The organism is Streptomyces sp. NPDC001663 (genome assembly GCF_042893105.1).
In the GTDB taxonomy this organism is placed as follows: Bacteria; Actinomycetota; Actinomycetes; order Streptomycetales; family Streptomycetaceae; genus Streptomyces.
This window is the reverse complement of sequence record NZ_JBIAUR010000007.1, coordinates 248059-263453: the sequence shown is the minus strand read 5'-3', so window position 1 is coordinate 263453 and position 15395 is coordinate 248059. Positions and strand designations below refer to the sequence as shown.

Below are 15395 nucleotides of genomic sequence, written 5' to 3'. Positions count from 1 at the left end.
GTTTCTGACGGACCGTTAGATTTTATGACCCGTCAGATACTCGGAGACAAGCCCCGGGGAGGGCCGATGTCACTGCCGACGCTTCATCCGGAGTTCGACGAGATCGCCAAGCGCGTGAACAACTGGGGCCGTTGGGGCGCGGACGACGAGATCGGCACGCTCAACCTGATCACGGACGAGGTCGTCCGCGAGGCCGCCGCGACCGTCCGCAGCGGCCGCCGCATCCCCCTCGCCCTCCCCCTGCAGCAGGACGGCGTCCAGACCGGGATGATCCCGGGCCGGGTCAACCCACTGCACGTCATGGTGCAGATCAACCAGGAGCTGTTCGGCCCGGGAACCGTGGCGTGCAGCGACGACGCGGTGACCATGGGCCTGCAGGCGGCCACCCATTGGGACGCGCTCACCCACGTCTCGCACTCCGGCAGGCTCTACAACGGCCGCCCCGCGGACACCATCACCCCGCACGGCGGCGCCGGGTTCAGCGGCATCGACAAGGCGCGGCACGTCGTCTCGCGCGGGGTGCTGCTCGACATCGCACGCGCGCACGGCGTCGACCGACTGGAGGGCGGCCACGCGGTCACCCCCGAGGACCTGGAGGCGGCCGAGGAGTTGGCGGGTACGCGCGTGCGTGCCGGCGACATCGTGCTCGTACGGACCGGGCAGATCCAGGTCTGTCTCGCCGGGGACAAGCACGCGTACGGCTACCCCTCCCCGGGCCTGTCGATCCGCGCCCCGGAGTGGTTCCACGCGCGCGATGTCGCCGCCGTCGCCAACGACACCCTCACGTTCGAGATCTTCCCGCCCGAGATCGAGGATCTGTGGCTGCCGGTGCACGCGCTCGACCTGGTGGAGATGGGGATGCTGCAGGGCCAGAACTGGAATCTCGAAGAGTTGTCCACAGCCTGTGGAGAAACCGGCCGGTATGCATTCCTGCTGTCCGCGATGCCCGAACCCTTCGTCGGCGCGACGGGAACTCCGGTGGCTCCCGTGGCCGTTCTGTGAGAGTCGCCGTTGTGTGAAGTGTGTCGGCCGGCGGCGCGCCGCTCCCGCCCCGAGCACGGCACCACGCACCGCCGACCGACTCGGCGCTCCCGCCCCGACTCCTCCCGGCCCTGAGGGAGCCGACGCCGAATCACGACCCACACTCGTCGAGGGCTCCCGTCACCGAAGCCCTCGTCGTCCCCTCGCGGCGAATCGCTGCCCACAAGCGTGATCAAACGGGCACGGCGCGTCAACACCTGTACGGGGATTTATTACTTACGCCCTATTTTCCATGGGTGCGCACGGAAGCACACCCGGGCGCATCGCACCTTGCCAGGCAGGACATGACAGCGGTTTCTGCACCCATGCACCGGAGCTGACGGGCTTTCCGGCAGGCCCCGAACCCGCGCGCCGGTCACACCGCCTCGAACGCCAGCCCCTCGTACGCCGAAGCACCGGCGACACACGCCTCCGCGGCCGCTCCGGACCCGTCGATGCGGTCGAGTTCGCACCAGATGCGCTTGCCCGCTCCTTCGGGGCTCCAGCCCCAGCGGTCGGCGAGACCGTCGACAAGTGCGAGGCCGCGACCGCCGGTCGCGTCGCCGTCCACACAACGCGGCACCGGGGCGCGGTCACTGGAGTCGGCCACCTCGAGGCGGACGGTGGCCGACTCGCCCGCCACTCCGGGCAGGGACAGACGCAGCACGGCCGGACAGCCGGTGTGCACCACGGCGTTGGTGACCAGTTCGGAGACGAGCAGGATCAGCGTCTCGGCGAGCGGCTCGTCGGCCTCTATCCCGGACCCGGCGAGGCGCGAACGGGCCCACCTCCGGGCTCGCCCCACCTCCGCGGGGTCGGGCCGCACTTCCAGCTGCACCTGAAGCACCTGCACCGCTCACACCATCCGAACCGGCCGACACATGACCTCGCGCCACGCGCGCACCGCAACGAGGGCCACGATCGTAGCCATTTTCTGCATGACCAGAACAACAGCCAGTGCAGAGCCCAGAGCCAGGGTCACGGAACGTGAATCCCTTAAGAGACAGCATGGTTGACGTACAGTCACCCCAACAAGCGCTTCGGGCATATTCCAGCGCGAAGGAGTACCCGTGCGGCATACTGTGCGACGCTCATTGCGGGGACTCGAACAGGCCAGTTCCGGCATCACCCCGGGGGCAACACCGGCACGGCTCGTGCTCGGAACCACTCGCATCCCACAGAAGGTACCGGAGCGGGACGCCGACTCCAGGACGTGACGGGTCACGCGTAGGACACAACCCGATATCAACGCTCCGTAATTCCGGTATGCCACAATCCGCGACATCTGCGAGAGCGGCCTCCGCAACACCGCAGGCCGACGCTCTCAGGCGACCAGATCGGCAGCGAGCAGCTCCTCACTCTCCGTGTTGGCGCCGCCACGTTGCGCTCGCACCCAGGCCCGCTTCAGCAGCAGATGCACCTCGCTCTCCCAGGTGAAGCCCATACCGCCGTGCACCTGAAGGCAGTCCCGGGCGCCGCGCACGGCGGCCTCGTCGGCGAGCAGCCGGGCCGCGGCGATGTCGGCCCGGTCGGCGGTGACAGCAGCCGCGTAGACCGCGGCACGGGCCACCTCGACGCGCACCAGCAGCTGCGCGCACAGATGCTTGACCGCCTGGAAGGCCCCGATCGGCTGCCCGAACTGCTCACGCGTCCGGGCGTGTTGCACGGCCAGCTCGCACGCGCGCGCGGCCGTGCCGAGCTGCTCGGCCGCGGTGAGGAGCACGGCCACGGGGTCGGTGCGGCCCGGCGCCGGCACCCGATGCAGCGGCGTGAGCGGGTCCACCGACCGCAGCGGTACGGCCCCCTCGGCGCCCGGCCGTACGACGTCGGCCTCCGCCAGCCACTCCACGAGCCGTCCGTCCACGGCGGCCACGACGACCTCCCCGGTGGCCGCACCGGGCACTTCCCCGGCAGCGAGATGCGTCGCCACGAGCGGCCCCGGCACGAGCGCCCGCCCCGCCTCCTCGAACGCCAACACGGCTTCCGGAAGCCCGAGTCCGGCCCCGCCGTCGGCTTCGGGCAGCCGCAGGGAGAAGAACCCGAGGTCCCCGAGATCCCGCCACAAGCCCCGATCAAGACCGAACTGAGAACCGCCGGGCTGCACACTGCCGGTAAGGGGCGCGGGGAACTGCGCGACCAGCCACGACGGCGCCGCAGCCGACCGACGACCGACCACATCCCGCACAGCACCCCGCAACGCCCGCTGCTCCTCGGTCAATTGAAACCGCACCGCTCACCTCCCCTTGGGCAGCCCGAGAATCCGCTCGGCCACGATGTTCCGCTGAATCTGCGAGGTACCGGCCGCGATGGTGTACGACAGCGACGACAGCCGATCGAGCGTCCAGGGCGCGTCCAGGTCCAGGGATCCCGGCCCCAAGACCTCCGCCGCGGCGTCGTACAACTCCTGCCGCGCATGCGAATACCGCAGTTTGAAAACCGAACCGCCCACCCCAGGAACGCCGCCGCCGGCCTCCGCCTCGCTCACGTTCCACTGCGTCAGCCGCCACAGCGCCCGGAACTCGGCGTTCAGCCTGCCCAGCCGCCGCCGGAGCACGGGGTCGTCCCAGCGCCCGTTCCTCCGCGCCTCGGCGGCGAGTTCGCCCAGCACGCGCCGACAGGCGACCACCTCGCCGACGAACGCCGTACCGCGCTCGAAGGACAGCGTCACCATCGTCACGCGCCAGCCGTCGTTCTCGTCCCCGACCCGGTTCGCGACCGGCACACGCACGTCGTCGAGGAACACCTCGGCGAACTCGGCCGATCCGGCAAGGGTTCGCAGCGGCCGCACCGTGATCCCCGGGGCGTCCATCGGCATGGCGAGCCAGGTGATGCCCTTGTGCTTCGGCGCGTCGGGGTCCGTGCGGACCAACAGCTCGCACCAGTCGGCCACTTCGGCATGGGAGGTCCAGATCTTGGACCCGCTCACCACATAGTCGTCGCCGTCCCTACGCGCGCGCGTGCGCAACGCCGCGAGGTCGGACCCGGCGTCCGGTTCGCTGAAGCCCTGGCACCACACCTCCTCGCCGCGCAGGATCGGCGGCAGCCAGCGCGCCCGCTGCTCGGCGCTCCCCTCGGCGGCGATCGTCGGCCCGGCGTGCAGCAGGCCGACGAAGTTCGCGCCCACGTAGGGCGCGCCGGCCTTCTCGGTCTCCTCCAGGAAGATCAGCCTGGTGGTCGGGGAGGCGTCCCAGTGGACGTCGGCGTACCCGGCGTCGTACAGCATCCGCTGCCAGCCGAGGTCGTACGCCCTGCGCCCCGGCCAGTCGTCCGGGGACGGTTTCGGCGGCAGGGTCGGCAGCACCTTGCCGAGCCACTCCCGCAGCCGCGCCCGGAACTCCTCCTCCTCGGGCGAGTACGACAGGTCCATCAGCGGTCGAACTCCAGGTCCAGCATGCGGATCGCGTTCCCCCGCATCAGCTTGTAGACCGTCTCGTCGTCGAGGCCCTTCACATGGTCGAGGGCGACCTCCTTGGTGTGCGGGAAGGTCGAGTCGACGTGCGGGTAATCGGTCTCGAAGGTGGCGTTGTCGCGGCCCACCACGTCCAGCGAGGCGACGCCGTGCTTGTCGCGGAAGAAGCAGCAGAACATCTGCCGGTAGTAGTACGTCGACGGCGGCTCCGGGATCAGGTCCCGTACGCCGCCCCACGCGCGGTGTTCCTCCCAGACGTCGTCGGCGCGCTCCAGGGCGTACGGGATCCAGCCCATCTGCCCCTCGGAGTAGGCGAGTTTGAGGCGCGGGAACTTCACCAGGACCCCGCTGAACAGGTAGTCCATCATCGAGGCCATGGCGTTGTTGAAGCTCAGCGAGGCCTGCACCGCGGGCGGTGCGTCGGGCGACGCGGCCGGCATCTGCGAGCTGCTGCCGATGTGCATGTTGACGACCGTGCCGGTCTCCTGGCAGACCGCGAAGAACGGGTCCCAGTAACCGGAATGGATGGAGGGCAGGCCCAGGTAGGTGGGGATCTCGGAGAAGGTCACCGCCTTCACCCCGCGCGCGGCGTTGCGCCGGATCTCCGCGACCGCGAGGTCGACGTCCCACAGCGGGATCAGGCACAGCGGGATCAGCCGGCCCTCGCTGTCCCCGCACCACTCCTCCACCATCCAGTCGTTGTAGGCGCGCACACAGGCCAGCGCGACCTCCTTGTCGTGCGCCTCGGCGAAGGTCTGCCCGCAGAAGCGCGGGAAGGACGGGAAGCAGAGGCTGGCTTCGACATGGTTGAGGTCCATGTCCTCCAGCCGGGCCTTCGGATCCCAGCACCCGCGCCGCATCTGCTCCCGGGTGATCCCCTCCAGGGTCATCTCGTCGCGGTCGAAGCCGACGGCGGCGATGTTGCGCTTGTACGGGAACTTGAGGTCCTCGTAGATCCACCAGTCGGTCGGCGGGCCCGCCGGGTCCATCGTGATCTGGTACTTGCCGGCGACGTAGGCGAGCTCGCCGATCCCGGCGGTGAGCGGCTGCGGGCCGCGGTCCCGGTACTTCGCCGGCAGCCAGGTCTCGAAGAGGTGCGCGGGCTCGATCACATGGTCGTCGACGCTGATGATGCGGGGCAGTTCGGTCATGGTCCCCTCCGCCGGCACTGGCCGTTATCTGATGGGTCGTCAGATTACGATTGTGCCTAGCAGGCTAGCTCCGAGCCTCTGGACCGACAAGGCGCCGGGCCCTACGCTCTGCCCACGATCTGACTGTCCGTCAGCTTCAGGAGGCGCCGCCGTGAACGACACCGCCCGCGCGCTCAGCTCGTCCCGCACCCTCTGGGACCTGGTCTCCCGCCGCGCCGACCTCACCCCCGACCGCCCGGTCCTGCTCCAGGACGACCGCTCCCTGAGCTTCGGCGAGCTGCGCGCGCGTGCCGAGCGGGTGGCGGCGGGCCTGTACGACATGGGCGTACGCCCCGGGACGGTGGTCGCCTGGCAGCTGCCCACCCGTATCGAGACGGCCCTGCTGTCCTTCGCACTGGCCCGCCTGGGCGCCGTACAGACGCCGGTCATCCCGTTCTACCGGGACCGCGAAGTCGGCTTCGCGCTCCGGGAGTCGAAGGCCGAGTACTTCGCCGTACCCGGGCGGTGGCGGGGCTTCGACCACACGGGGATGGCGCGGCGGCTCGGGGCGAAGGGGATCTTCGAGGCGTACGACGGCGCCGACCTGCCCGACGGTGATCCGGGCGTGCTGCCGGCCCCGCCCGCCGACGGCACCGCCGTCCGCTGGATCTACTGGACCTCGGGCACCACCTCCGACCCCAAGGGCGTACTGCACACGGACCGTTCGCTGATCGCGGGCGGCTCGTGCCTCGCTCATGCGCTGCACCTGTCGGCGGACGACGTGGGCTCGATGGCCTTCCCGTACGCCCACATCGCCGGGCCCGACTACACGGTGATGCTGCTGCTGTACGGCTTCCCGGCGGTGATGTTCGAGCAGTTCGCACTGCCGGACGCGCTGGAGGGCTACCGCAAGCACGGCGTCACGGTCGCGGGCGGGTCGACGGCGTTCTACTCGATGTTCCTGGCGGAACAGCGCAAGCAGCCCGGGCAGAAGGTCATTCCTTCGCTACGACTGCTCGCGGGCGGTGGGGCGCCGAAGCCGCCGGAGGTGTACCACGCCGTCGTACGCGAGATGGGGGTGCAGCTCACGCACGGGTACGGCATGACCGAGGTGCCGATGATCACCATGGGGTCGCCGGACGACACCGTGGAGAACCTCGCGACGACCGAGGGGCGGCCGCCGGAGGGGATGGAGATACGGATCGTGGACGGGGAGGTGCGACTGCGTGGGGAGGCCGTGTGCCAGGGGTACCTGGATCCGGCGCAGACCGCGGAGGCCTTCGACGAGGTGGGGTTCCTGCGCACCGGCGACCTGGGGCAGCTGACCGGCAGCGGGCATCTGGTGCTCACCGGGCGGCTCAAGGACGTGATCATCCGCAAGGGCGAGAACATCTCGGCGAAGGAGATCGAGGACCTGCTGGCCGCGCACCCGGCCGTCGGGGACGTGGCGGTGATCGGGCTGCCGGACACCGAGCGCGGGGAGCGGGTGTGCGCGGTGGTGGAACAGCCGGAGGGGGCCGAGGAGTTGACCTTGGGCGCGGTGACTTCGTATCTGCGGGCGGAAGGGCTGTCCGTGCACAAGCTGCCGGAGCAGCTGGAGGTGGTGGACGCCCTTCCGCGCAATGAGACGCTGCGGAAGGTGCTCAAGTACAAGCTGCGCGAGCGGTATTCGGGGAGCGCTACTCAGGGACCGTGAAGTAGCGGGCGAAGGCGGGCACGATCTCCGCCTCGCCGATCCTGCCGTCGCCGTCCGCATCCAGCGCGGCGGCGGCCGCCTTGGCGATCTCGTCGTCCGCTCCGAGAATGCGCAGTACGCGCGCGGTGTCCTCGACGGTGGCCGTTCCGTCGCCGCCGGTGTCCGCGAGGGCGATGGCCGCGTGCAGGAAGGGGCGGGCGATCTCGGCGAACCGGTCGGGGTTGTCGCGCAGGCGCTTGACCGCGCCGTTCACGAACTCGTCGCGGTTGATGCGCTGGTCGCCGTCCCGGTCCGCTATCCCGGCCATACCCTGCCAGAACGCCTCGGCGCCGGCGTACAGCGCCTGGCCCTTGTCGGAGCGGGCCGCGACGCCGAACTCGGTGAGCAGCGCCTTGGCCGCCCCGCTGAAGTCCTCGCGGTCGATGTAGCCGTTGCCGTCCTGGTCGAAGGTGGCGAACCGGGCCGCGATCCGGCGCTCGTACTCGCTGCTGACCATGTCTTTCGGGCCGCCTTACGTCATCTCGGGTGCGTCTCGTCGGAGCGTACGACGCGAGGGGGCCTCCGGGCGCGGGAAAGCGACGCTTGTGCCAAGACCGGGGGAATTTCGGGACAACGGTGTGGCACACAGGAGCGATCTGTAACTCTCCGGTAGCTGCAGCCCAGGTCAGGCCGACAGCGGGTCGGCCTCCTCCGCGACGGCCGCCTCCAGGTCGGCGTACACGTCGAACAGGCGGCGGACACCGAGAGCGCCCAGCACGCGGTTGACGTGCGAGCCCTCGACCGCGCCCCGGGCCGGGAGTATCAGGCGCAGCCGGCCCTGGCAGGAGCGGATCAGCCGGCGGGCCGCTATCAGCACGCCGACGCCGCTGGAGTCGCAGAAGAAGACCTCGGAGAGGTCCAGCACGAGGCAGTGGCCGCCCTCCGCCACCACGTCGTGCACTCGTTGCCGCAGCGTCGGCGACGTCACCAGATCCAGTTCGCCCGACACCCGGAGAACGTCCCACTCACCCTGCTCCACGCAGGTCACCTTGAACGCCACCACCATGCCCTTCGCTCGCCGGACCCCCCGCAAACGGAAGTCATCCCTACGCTTCCTTGCAGCGCGGCTGCCCAGCGGCCGTTCCCTGAAACACGGCGACAGAAACGGAAACCGATCAGAAGAGGCTTGTTTTAGTCGCCTTCGATCCTGTTCGATCAGATCTGAACCGGGTAGGCGAAGGTCCACTATCACCTGCGGATCGGCCGGGGGCGCGCATTGCCACAAAGGGGCGTGCGCTGTCGCAGGTGCCGACTACATTCGAGGAGACGGTGGACGCAGGCTGGTCAGGGCACGCGCAGAGGCAGGGGTGAGGGGGCCGTATGGCGAAGAAGGACGCACCGCCCCGCTGGGACCGCAAGATGCAGCAGCGACTTGCACGCGGTGAGGCGGCCGCCCTCGGCGAGCTCTACGACCGGTTCGCCTCGCTCGTGCACGGCCTGGCCCACCGCGTCCTCGGCGACGAGCGCGCCGCCGACGGCATCACCCGCGACGTCTTCGTCCATGTCTGGGAGCACCCCGAGGCGTACGACCCCAAGCAGGGTCCGCTGCGCTCCTGGGTCGCCACGCTGACCCACCGCCTGGCCGTGCAGCGGCTGCGCGCCACCGAGACCGCCGCCCTGGCCCAGGGCTCCGGCGGCTCCGCCGAGGAGCTCGAGCGCAAGGTCCGCCGCGCCTCGGTCGCCGCCCGCGCCGACTACATCGTCCAGTCCATGCCCGTCCCGCTGCGCGCCGCCCTGGAGCTCGCCTACTTCCAGCGCCGCGACTACCGCCAGACCGCGGCCGACCTCGGCGTCACCGAGGACGAGGCCCGCCGCCGGCTCCGCCTCGGCCTGCAGCTGCTGTCCACCGCCCACGACGCCGGCGCACCCGGGGCACCGCCCGGCTACGGGGGTGCGGCGTGAGCGACGCGGACCGCTTCGACCACGGGGGATTCGAGGGCGAGGACGAGCAGAAAGAAGACAAGGAAGAGCAGCAGGAGGGATACGGCGCCCCGGGCGGACCGTCGGGCCCCGGTGGTCCCGGCCTTTCCGGTCCCGGCGGTCCCGAGAACGGCGACGGCAATGGCAAGGGCCAGGACCCCGACCGATCGCCCCGCATACCGATGCCCCGCGCCTCCGTGGAGGACGGCGGACGGCCACTGCCCGCGCTGGAGGACCTGGGGCACCTGACGCCCCGGCCGGCCCCGCTCGTCCTGGAGCACCGGGTCCTCAAGTCGCTTCTCGGCGCGTGGGCGCTCGCCGCCTGCTCGCCCGAGGAGGCGACGGCCGTCGAGGAGCACCTCGGTGACTGCGGCTCCTGCGCCGACGAGGCCCTGCGGCTGCGCGACGCCGTGGGCCTGCTGCACCCGCAGGAGAGCCTCGACCTGGACCCGGCGCTGCGCACCCGTGTCCTCGACGGCTGCCTCGGCCGACGCCCGCCGCGCATCCCGGTGCCCGACTGGGCGGCTCCGTACGACGCGGAGACCGCGCGGCTGGACGCCCTGCTGCAGGACATCGGGGACGCCGAGTGGCACGCGCCCGTGCGGCTGCGCTGGTTCGAGGGCGAGGGCCCGACGAGCCGTCGTACGACCGTCGCCGGCGTCATCGCCCACCTGCTCACCGTCGACGGGCTGGTCGCGGTGGCCCTCGGCCTGGACGACCCGCTGGGCAAGGCCGCCGCGGAGCACCCCACGCCCGAGGCCCGCACCGAGGCGTACTGGCGCGCCTCGTACTTCCCGCCGACCCGCGGGGTCCGGGGGCCGTGGCGCGAGCAGAGCCACGACCTCGTGCGCACGGTGTCCTTCACGGGCGGCGGCTCCGGCTCGGCACGCCCCGCGGTCTCGTACGGCGACTTCGAACTGCCGCTGCGCGACGCGATGCTGGACCGGGCCTTCGAGTGCTGGGTGCACGCGGAGGACATCGCCGAGGCGGTCGACTACCCGTACGGGCCGCCGTCCCCCCGCCACCTGCACCGCATGATCGACCTGGCGGCCCGCGTCCTGCCGAACGTACTCGCCGCCCGCCGCCAGGCCGGCCTGGCGGCCCCGCCCCACCACCACCTCGTCCCTGCCGGCGAGCCCGGCCGCAGCCTCCGCCTGGAGATCGAAGGCCTCGGCGGCGGCGAGTGGCTGATCCCCCTGGACTCCCCCGCGGCCCTGGGCTCGGCGGACCGGGAGGTGGCCCACGTGGCCCTGGACGGCGTGGAGTTCTGCCGCCTGGCAGCCGGCCACGTGTCTCCTGCGGAAGCGGCAGCGGGGCAGGTGGGCGACCGCGAGGCGATCAGGGACGTACTGTTCGCGGCGGCGTCGTTGAGCCGGATGTAGGGGTGGGTTTCGGATTCGTCGGCGAGCGCGGGTGTGTGGGGGTTGCTCGCGCAGTTCCCCGCGCCCCTAAAAAAGCCGGGCTCGCTGCAGGCTTTTAGGGGCGCGGGGAACTGCGCGACCAGCCACAGACAACCCGCACCCGCCCGACGACTGAAGAACCCGAGCTCCTAGGCGAACACAACCGTCCGTCGCCCATTGAGCAAAATACGACGCTCGGCATGCCACTTGACCGCCCGCGCCAGCGCCTGGCACTCCACATCCCGCCCGATCGCAACAAGCTGATCCGGCGTGACATCGTGCCCGACCCGCTCGACCTCCTGCTCGATGATCGGCCCCTCATCAAGGTCGGCGGTCACATAGTGCGCCGTAGCCCCGATCAGCTTCACACCCCGCGCATGAGCCTGGTGATACGGCTTCGCACCCTTGAAGCTCGGCAGGAACGAGTGATGGATATTGATGATCCGCCCGCTCAACTGCTTGCACAGATCGTCGGACAGCACCTGCATGTACCGAGCCAGCACCACCAGCTCGACATCGTTCTCGCGGACAATCTCCAGCAGCTGCGCCTCCGCATCCGCCTTCGTGTCCTTCGTCACCGGAATATGGCGGAAGGGAATCCCGTACGACCCCACCAGCTCGGCAAAGTCCGTGTGGTTGGACACCACGGCCGCGATCTCCACCGGCAGCGCCCCGATCCGCGCCCGGAACAGCAGGTCGTTCAGGCAGTGCCCGAACTTGCTGACCATCAGCACGACCCGCATCTTGTCCTCGGCCCGGTTGATCTGCCAGTCCATGTGGAAGGAGTCACCGATCGCCGCGAAGCTCGCCCGCAGCTTGTCCACCGTCACCGGCGCCTCGGCGGAGAAGTGGACGCGCATGAAGAACAGACCCGTGTCGTGGTCGCCGAACTGCTGGCTGTCCTCGATGTTGCAGCCGGTCATGAAGAGATAGCTCGACACGGCGTGCACGATGCCCTGCTTGTCGGGGCAGGACAGAGTGAGGACGTACTGATCGGCGGGGGCCGACGCGGCTCGGCCGGACTGCTCATTCATGCAGGACAGCGTCCCATATACGGCAGCCCGCGCGGACCGGCGTCCGTCAAGCGGACCGGGTCATGATCCGCAGCACCTCGAGGGTGCGCGGCGGTGTGTCCGGGTCCTCCCCGTCGGCCGCGGCCATCCGCACGTGCGCGTCCCGCGCCGCCCGCACCGCCTCCGGCCAGGCCTGGTTCTCCAGATACGCGGAGACCGGGGCGTCGGGCCCGACCGTGTGCATGATCCGCAGCACCCGCAGCACGGCGGTGTCCACGAGGGCCGCCTCCTGGGAGTCCCGGAAGATCGTGCCGACGTACTTCTCGGCGGACCAGTTGTCCAGCCAGGTGTCCTCGACCAGGCGGTACACGGCGTCGGTGACGTCCCCGTACCCGTCGACACCGGCCAGCCAGACGTCGCGCTGGAACGCCGGATCGGAGAGCATGTGCAGCGCGGAGCGCACGTTGCTGCGCCAGCGCCACCATGGCATGTCGTTCAGGGGCATGCCGCCCATGGTGGATGAGCGACGGCCGCGACGGGAAGAGTTCTCCGAACCTTGCACGGTCATCGATCGTACGTTCTCCCTCTCCTCCGTCTCACCGACCCCCGCAATTCACCTTTACGTCACCGCTCCATAACCAAAGGTCACCCCCGGGTTGGCGATGTGGCGGAAGCGTGTGTGTCCATGACCGGCAGGCGACGCATCCGCAGCACCTTCCTCCCCACACGCACCCGGCCCGTCAGAGCCACCGCCCTCTCGGCGGGGGCACTGGCCGTCTGTGCGTCGCTCGCCGCCGGTTGCGGGGTCATCCCCGGTGCCACGGGGGGCTCCGGGGATGACTCGATCACCGTCATGACCTGGGCGCCGGAAGAGACCAACGCGACCAACAAGCCCGGCATGCCCGCCTTCGCGAAGGCCTACGCCCGCTGGATCAACTCCCGCGGCGGCATCAACAGCCGCAAGCTGAAGGTCCTGACCTGCAACGACCACAACGACAGCGTGGCCGCCGCGAAGTGCGCCACGTACGCCGTCAAGGAGAACGTCGTCGCGGTCGTCGGCTCCTACAGCCAGTACGGCGACTCCTACCTGCCCGAGCTGGAAGGCGCCGGCATCCCCTTCATAGGCGGCTACGGCGTCACCAACTCCGAGTTCACCAGCCCGCTGTCCTACCCGGTCAACGGCGGCCAGCCCGCCCTGCTGGCCGGCCTCGGCAAGGAACTCGCCGGCAGTTGCGGCCCCGTCGCGCTGATCCGGCCCGACAGCATCGCGGGCGACGAACTGCCGCCCATGCTGGACTCCGGTCTGAAGGCGGGCGGGCACGCGGACGCGGTCGACCAGCGGGCGGCGGACGACACCACCGAGTACTCGGCGCCGTCGCAGAGGGCCCTCGGGGCAGCGACCGGCAACCCGGCGAAGAAGGGGTGCGTGATTCCCGCGCTCGGGGACCGCACCGACACCTTCATGGACTCCTTCCGGCGCGCCCGCGAGGACTACCCGACGGTGCGCACCGCGGCCACCCTCGACAGCGTCGACCAGACGGTGATCAACGAGTCCGGCGGGCAGTCGGGGCCGTACGAGGGCTCGTACATCACCGGCTGGTACCCGCCCGCGAGCGATGCGCGCTGGGACGGCATGAAGAAGGTGATCCAGCAGCAGGCCTTCGGCGACAACCGCATCGACGCCGCGGACGCCGGAGTGCAGACGACCTGGATCGCCTACACCGTGTTCAAGGCCGTCGTCGATTCGCTGGGCGGCGGCGAGGTCACCTCCCAGACCGTGCGCAAGGCCCTCGACGACGGGCTGAAGGTCGACACGGGCGGACTCACGCCGACGCTGCATTGGGGTTCCGAGGGCCGGCTGGCCGGCATCGGCTTCTCCCGCCTGGTCAACGCCGACGTGACCCTCCAGGTCGTACGGCAGGGTCAACTCGTGGCGGCGCAGGAGGGGTTCGTCGACATGACGAAGACGCTGGAGAGCGCGGACGTGAACTGACAGAGCGCGGACGCGGACCGAGGCCCACGCCCGCGCTCACGTCCGCGGCTCAGTCGCGGGTCACAGCTGGACCGGCTGGCGCTGGGTCAGGCCGTACGTCTTCGCGATCGCGTTCCACAGCTGTGCGGCCTTGACCTTCTGCTGGCTCGCGGTGCCGCTCGCCCGGTTGCCGGCCTGGGTCTGGCCGGTGCCGCGGGCCTGGCCCTTCCTGCAGCTCTTCTTGTTGCCGGCGACCTGGTCGGCCCAGGCCGCGTAGTGGTTGTCGGCCGACGCGGACGCCTGCCACGCCTTGGTGAGGGCGTCGGTCAGCGCGGCGTTGTTCGGCAGCTTGTCGACGGACAGCCCGGACAGCCGGGTGACCAGCTGGTTGCGCTGCTTGGCCGCGTCGCGCAGGTCGGAGGCGGCCGTGTCCAGGTTGTTGCACCCCTTCACGTTCGCCACCGCGCGGATCACCGAGGCCCGGCTGTCACCGCTGTCGGCCAGCAGCTTGTCCAGGGCGACCGCCTGCTGCTTCGCCGGGTCGGCGGACGGCGAGGCGGAGCCGTCGGTCGCGGGGGCCGTGGCGGACACCGGCTGGTTCTTGTCACCGCCGTCGTCGCCCCCGCCGCCGGCGAGCAGCGCACCGGCGCCGACACCGAGGACGACGATGCCGATGCCGACGGCTGCGATGAGCGGCACCCGCGACCGGGGCCGGCCGCCGCGGCCGCCGTCGCCCGGCGGGGCGTAGGAGGGGCCGGGCTGGGCGTACGAGGCCTGCGGGGCGGGCTGGCCGTAGGGGGCGGCCTCGGGCTGCTCGAAGCGCGGCAGATACTGCGTGGCCGCGGCCGGGCTCTCGCCGCCCGGCCCGCTGCGGAAGAGGTTGTCGAACTCCGCTGGCGGCTGCCGGTCCCCGCCCTGCGGCATGCCGTACGGCGCCCCGGCGCCGGTCACGGGCGGGATGTACTGAGTGGCCTCGGCGTCGGGTCCGGAAGCCGGCGGCAGCGGACCGGCACCGGCGTACGGCGCGCGCCCCAGGAACTGCGTCGCCTCGGAGACGGACTCACCGCCCTGCACCTCGGGCGGCAGCGCGCCGGGCGCGACGGGCGGTATGTACTGCGTCGCCTGCTCGTCCGCCGCCGCGGCGACGGGCGGCAGATACTGCCCGGCTCCCCCGGGGCCGGCGACCGGCGGTATGTACTGGGTGGCGCCCTCGTCGACGGCCGGGGGCAGCGGCAGGCTCTGGCCGCCGTCGGCAGCGGCGGGCGGCAGCGGCATGTTCGCCGCCGGCTGCGATATCCGGGGCGGGCCCCCGTACGGCTGCGCCGGGGTGCCCTCCGGGGGCAGCGGCTGGGACGGCTCGGGTGCTCCCCACGACTGGTCCGGCGGCGCGGGCCAGCCCTGGCCCGGCTGCGGGGCCGGGCTCTGGGGCTGGTACTGCTGCTGTTCGGGACCCCACGGCGTGCCCCAGGCCTGGCCCTCGGGCGGGGCCGAGGCGCCGGTCTGCTGGCCGCCGTACGTGCCGCTCTGCGCCCCGCCGTACGGACCGCTCTGCTGACCGTTGTAGGGGCCGCTCTGCTGGCCGGCGTACGGGCCGGCCTGGTGGCCGGTCTGTCCGCCCAGCATGCCCGGCAGCAAGGGCTCGCCGCCGTCCGAGGGCAGCACGATGCCTTCGCGCGCCTGGCGCTGCGAGGGCTCCTCGCCCTGTCCACTCTGCGTCACCGGGACTCCTACTAATGGGGGACCTTGTGAATCGTCGGCTCACGCTACCGGGTCCCCCGAGCCGGGTGCCACGCAGC

14 protein-coding genes are annotated in these 15395 nt (G+C 71.1%); 5 read left to right on the top strand and 9 right to left on the bottom strand.

The annotated features are described in order from the left end of the window. The first annotated feature begins 66 nt into the window (after positions 1 to 66). Positions 67 to 1002 (top strand): cyclase family protein, encoded by a 936-nt coding sequence (locus ACFY1L_RS23770; RefSeq protein WP_388827633.1) that lies wholly within the window; start codon positions 67 to 69, stop codon positions 1000 to 1002. A gap of 394 nt (positions 1003 to 1396) precedes the next feature. On the opposite strand, the gene ACFY1L_RS23765 is transcribed toward ACFY1L_RS23770, so the two are convergent. The 4 genes from ACFY1L_RS23765 to ACFY1L_RS23750 all read right to left on the bottom strand — a co-directional run bounded on the left by ACFY1L_RS23765 (position 1397) and on the right by ACFY1L_RS23750 (position 5580). Then, complete coding sequence (locus tag ACFY1L_RS23765; RefSeq protein WP_388828393.1) at positions 1397 to 1858, bottom strand: ATP-binding protein; 462 nt, start codon at positions 1856 to 1858, stop codon at positions 1397 to 1399. 486 nt (positions 1859 to 2344) lie between these two features. Then, positions 2345 to 3250 (bottom strand): acyl-CoA dehydrogenase family protein, encoded by a 906-nt coding sequence (locus tag ACFY1L_RS23760; RefSeq protein ID WP_388827630.1) that lies wholly within the window; start codon positions 3248 to 3250, stop codon positions 2345 to 2347. Positions 3251 to 3253: 3 nt separating this feature from the next. Further along, on the bottom strand, positions 3254 to 4387 hold the full coding sequence (locus ACFY1L_RS23755; RefSeq protein WP_388827627.1) for an acyl-CoA dehydrogenase: 1134 nt from the start codon (positions 4385 to 4387) through the stop codon (positions 3254 to 3256). Next, positions 4387 to 5580 (bottom strand): amidohydrolase family protein, encoded by a 1194-nt coding sequence (locus ACFY1L_RS23750; protein WP_388827624.1) that lies wholly within the window; start codon positions 5578 to 5580, stop codon positions 4387 to 4389. Before ACFY1L_RS23750 ends, ACFY1L_RS23755 begins: the two co-directional genes overlap by 1 nt. Before the next feature lie 151 nt (positions 5581 to 5731). Here ACFY1L_RS23750 and ACFY1L_RS23745 point away from each other — a divergent pair, with 151 nt between their 5' ends. Further along, complete coding sequence (locus ACFY1L_RS23745) at positions 5732 to 7255, top strand: class I adenylate-forming enzyme family protein (RefSeq protein ID WP_388827621.1); 1524 nt, start codon at positions 5732 to 5734, stop codon at positions 7253 to 7255. Here ACFY1L_RS23745 and ACFY1L_RS23740 read toward each other — a convergent pair. Next, the gene (locus ACFY1L_RS23740; protein ID WP_388827618.1) at positions 7239 to 7751 is read right to left on the bottom strand and encodes an EF-hand domain-containing protein; all 513 of its coding nucleotides are present in this window, start codon (positions 7749 to 7751) and stop codon (positions 7239 to 7241) included. The genes ACFY1L_RS23745 and ACFY1L_RS23740 overlap by 17 nt on opposite strands. 168 nt (positions 7752 to 7919) lie before the next feature. Then, entirely contained in the window at positions 7920 to 8300 is a 381-nt protein-coding gene (locus ACFY1L_RS23735; RefSeq protein WP_388827615.1) for an STAS domain-containing protein, read from the bottom strand. Between the two features lie 314 nt (positions 8301 to 8614). Between ACFY1L_RS23735 and ACFY1L_RS23730 the strand changes: the two genes are divergently transcribed. Together ACFY1L_RS23730 and ACFY1L_RS23725 are read left to right on the top strand one after the other, a co-directional pair. Further along, on the top strand, positions 8615 to 9196 hold the full coding sequence (locus ACFY1L_RS23730; RefSeq protein WP_388827612.1) for a sigma-70 family RNA polymerase sigma factor: 582 nt from the start codon (positions 8615 to 8617) through the stop codon (positions 9194 to 9196). Further along, positions 9193 to 10596 carry a zf-HC2 domain-containing protein gene (locus ACFY1L_RS23725; RefSeq protein WP_388827609.1) on the top strand — a complete coding sequence of 468 codons (1404 nt, stop codon included), beginning with the start codon at positions 9193 to 9195 and terminating at the stop codon, positions 10594 to 10596. Before ACFY1L_RS23730 ends, ACFY1L_RS23725 begins: the two co-directional genes overlap by 4 nt. A gap of 167 nt (positions 10597 to 10763) precedes the next feature. On the opposite strand, the gene purU is transcribed toward ACFY1L_RS23725, so the two are convergent. After that, the gene (purU, locus tag ACFY1L_RS23720; protein WP_351330845.1) at positions 10764 to 11648 is read right to left on the bottom strand and encodes a formyltetrahydrofolate deformylase; all 885 of its coding nucleotides are present in this window, start codon (positions 11646 to 11648) and stop codon (positions 10764 to 10766) included. Positions 11649 to 11694: 46 nt separating this feature from the next. Continuing rightward, the gene (locus ACFY1L_RS23715; RefSeq protein WP_351330847.1) at positions 11695 to 12195 is read right to left on the bottom strand and encodes a hypothetical protein; all 501 of its coding nucleotides are present in this window, start codon (positions 12193 to 12195) and stop codon (positions 11695 to 11697) included. Positions 12196 to 12312: 117 nt separating this feature from the next. Here ACFY1L_RS23715 and ACFY1L_RS23710 point away from each other — a divergent pair, with 117 nt between their 5' ends. After that, positions 12313 to 13620 carry an ABC transporter substrate-binding protein gene (locus tag ACFY1L_RS23710; protein WP_388827604.1) on the top strand — a complete coding sequence of 436 codons (1308 nt, stop codon included), beginning with the start codon at positions 12313 to 12315 and terminating at the stop codon, positions 13618 to 13620. Between the two features lie 60 nt (positions 13621 to 13680). Here the strand turns inward: ACFY1L_RS23710 and ACFY1L_RS23705 are convergent, their stop codons facing one another. Continuing rightward, positions 13681 to 15318 carry a hypothetical protein gene (locus ACFY1L_RS23705; protein ID WP_388827601.1) on the bottom strand — a complete coding sequence of 546 codons (1638 nt, stop codon included), beginning with the start codon at positions 15316 to 15318 and terminating at the stop codon, positions 13681 to 13683. Positions 15319 to 15395: the final 77 nt, after the last annotated feature.

Bases quoted from the DNA above. Each gene is read 5' to 3' on its own strand.
- ACFY1L_RS23770 (WP_388827633.1), top strand. From the start codon at position 67: ATGTCACTGCCGACGCTTCATCCGGAGTTCGACGAGATCGCCAAGCGC.
- ACFY1L_RS23755 (WP_388827627.1), bottom strand. From the start codon at position 4,387: ATGGACCTGTCGTACTCGCCCGAGGAGGAGGAGTTCCGGGCGCGGCTG.
- ACFY1L_RS23750 (WP_388827624.1), bottom strand. From the start codon at position 5,580: ATGACCGAACTGCCCCGCATCATCAGCGTCGACGACCATGTGATCGAG.
- ACFY1L_RS23740 (WP_388827618.1), bottom strand. From the start codon at position 7,751: ATGGTCAGCAGCGAGTACGAGCGCCGGATCGCGGCCCGGTTCGCCACC.
- ACFY1L_RS23735 (WP_388827615.1), bottom strand. From the start codon at position 8,300: ATGGTGGTGGCGTTCAAGGTGACCTGCGTGGAGCAGGGTGAGTGGGAC.
- ACFY1L_RS23730 (WP_388827612.1), top strand. From the start codon at position 8,615: ATGGCGAAGAAGGACGCACCGCCCCGCTGGGACCGCAAGATGCAGCAG.
- purU (WP_351330845.1), bottom strand. From the start codon at position 11,648: ATGAATGAGCAGTCCGGCCGAGCCGCGTCGGCCCCCGCCGATCAGTAC.
- ACFY1L_RS23715 (WP_351330847.1), bottom strand. From the start codon at position 12,195: ATGACCGTGCAAGGTTCGGAGAACTCTTCCCGTCGCGGCCGTCGCTCA.
- ACFY1L_RS23710 (WP_388827604.1), top strand. From the start codon at position 12,313: ATGACCGGCAGGCGACGCATCCGCAGCACCTTCCTCCCCACACGCACC.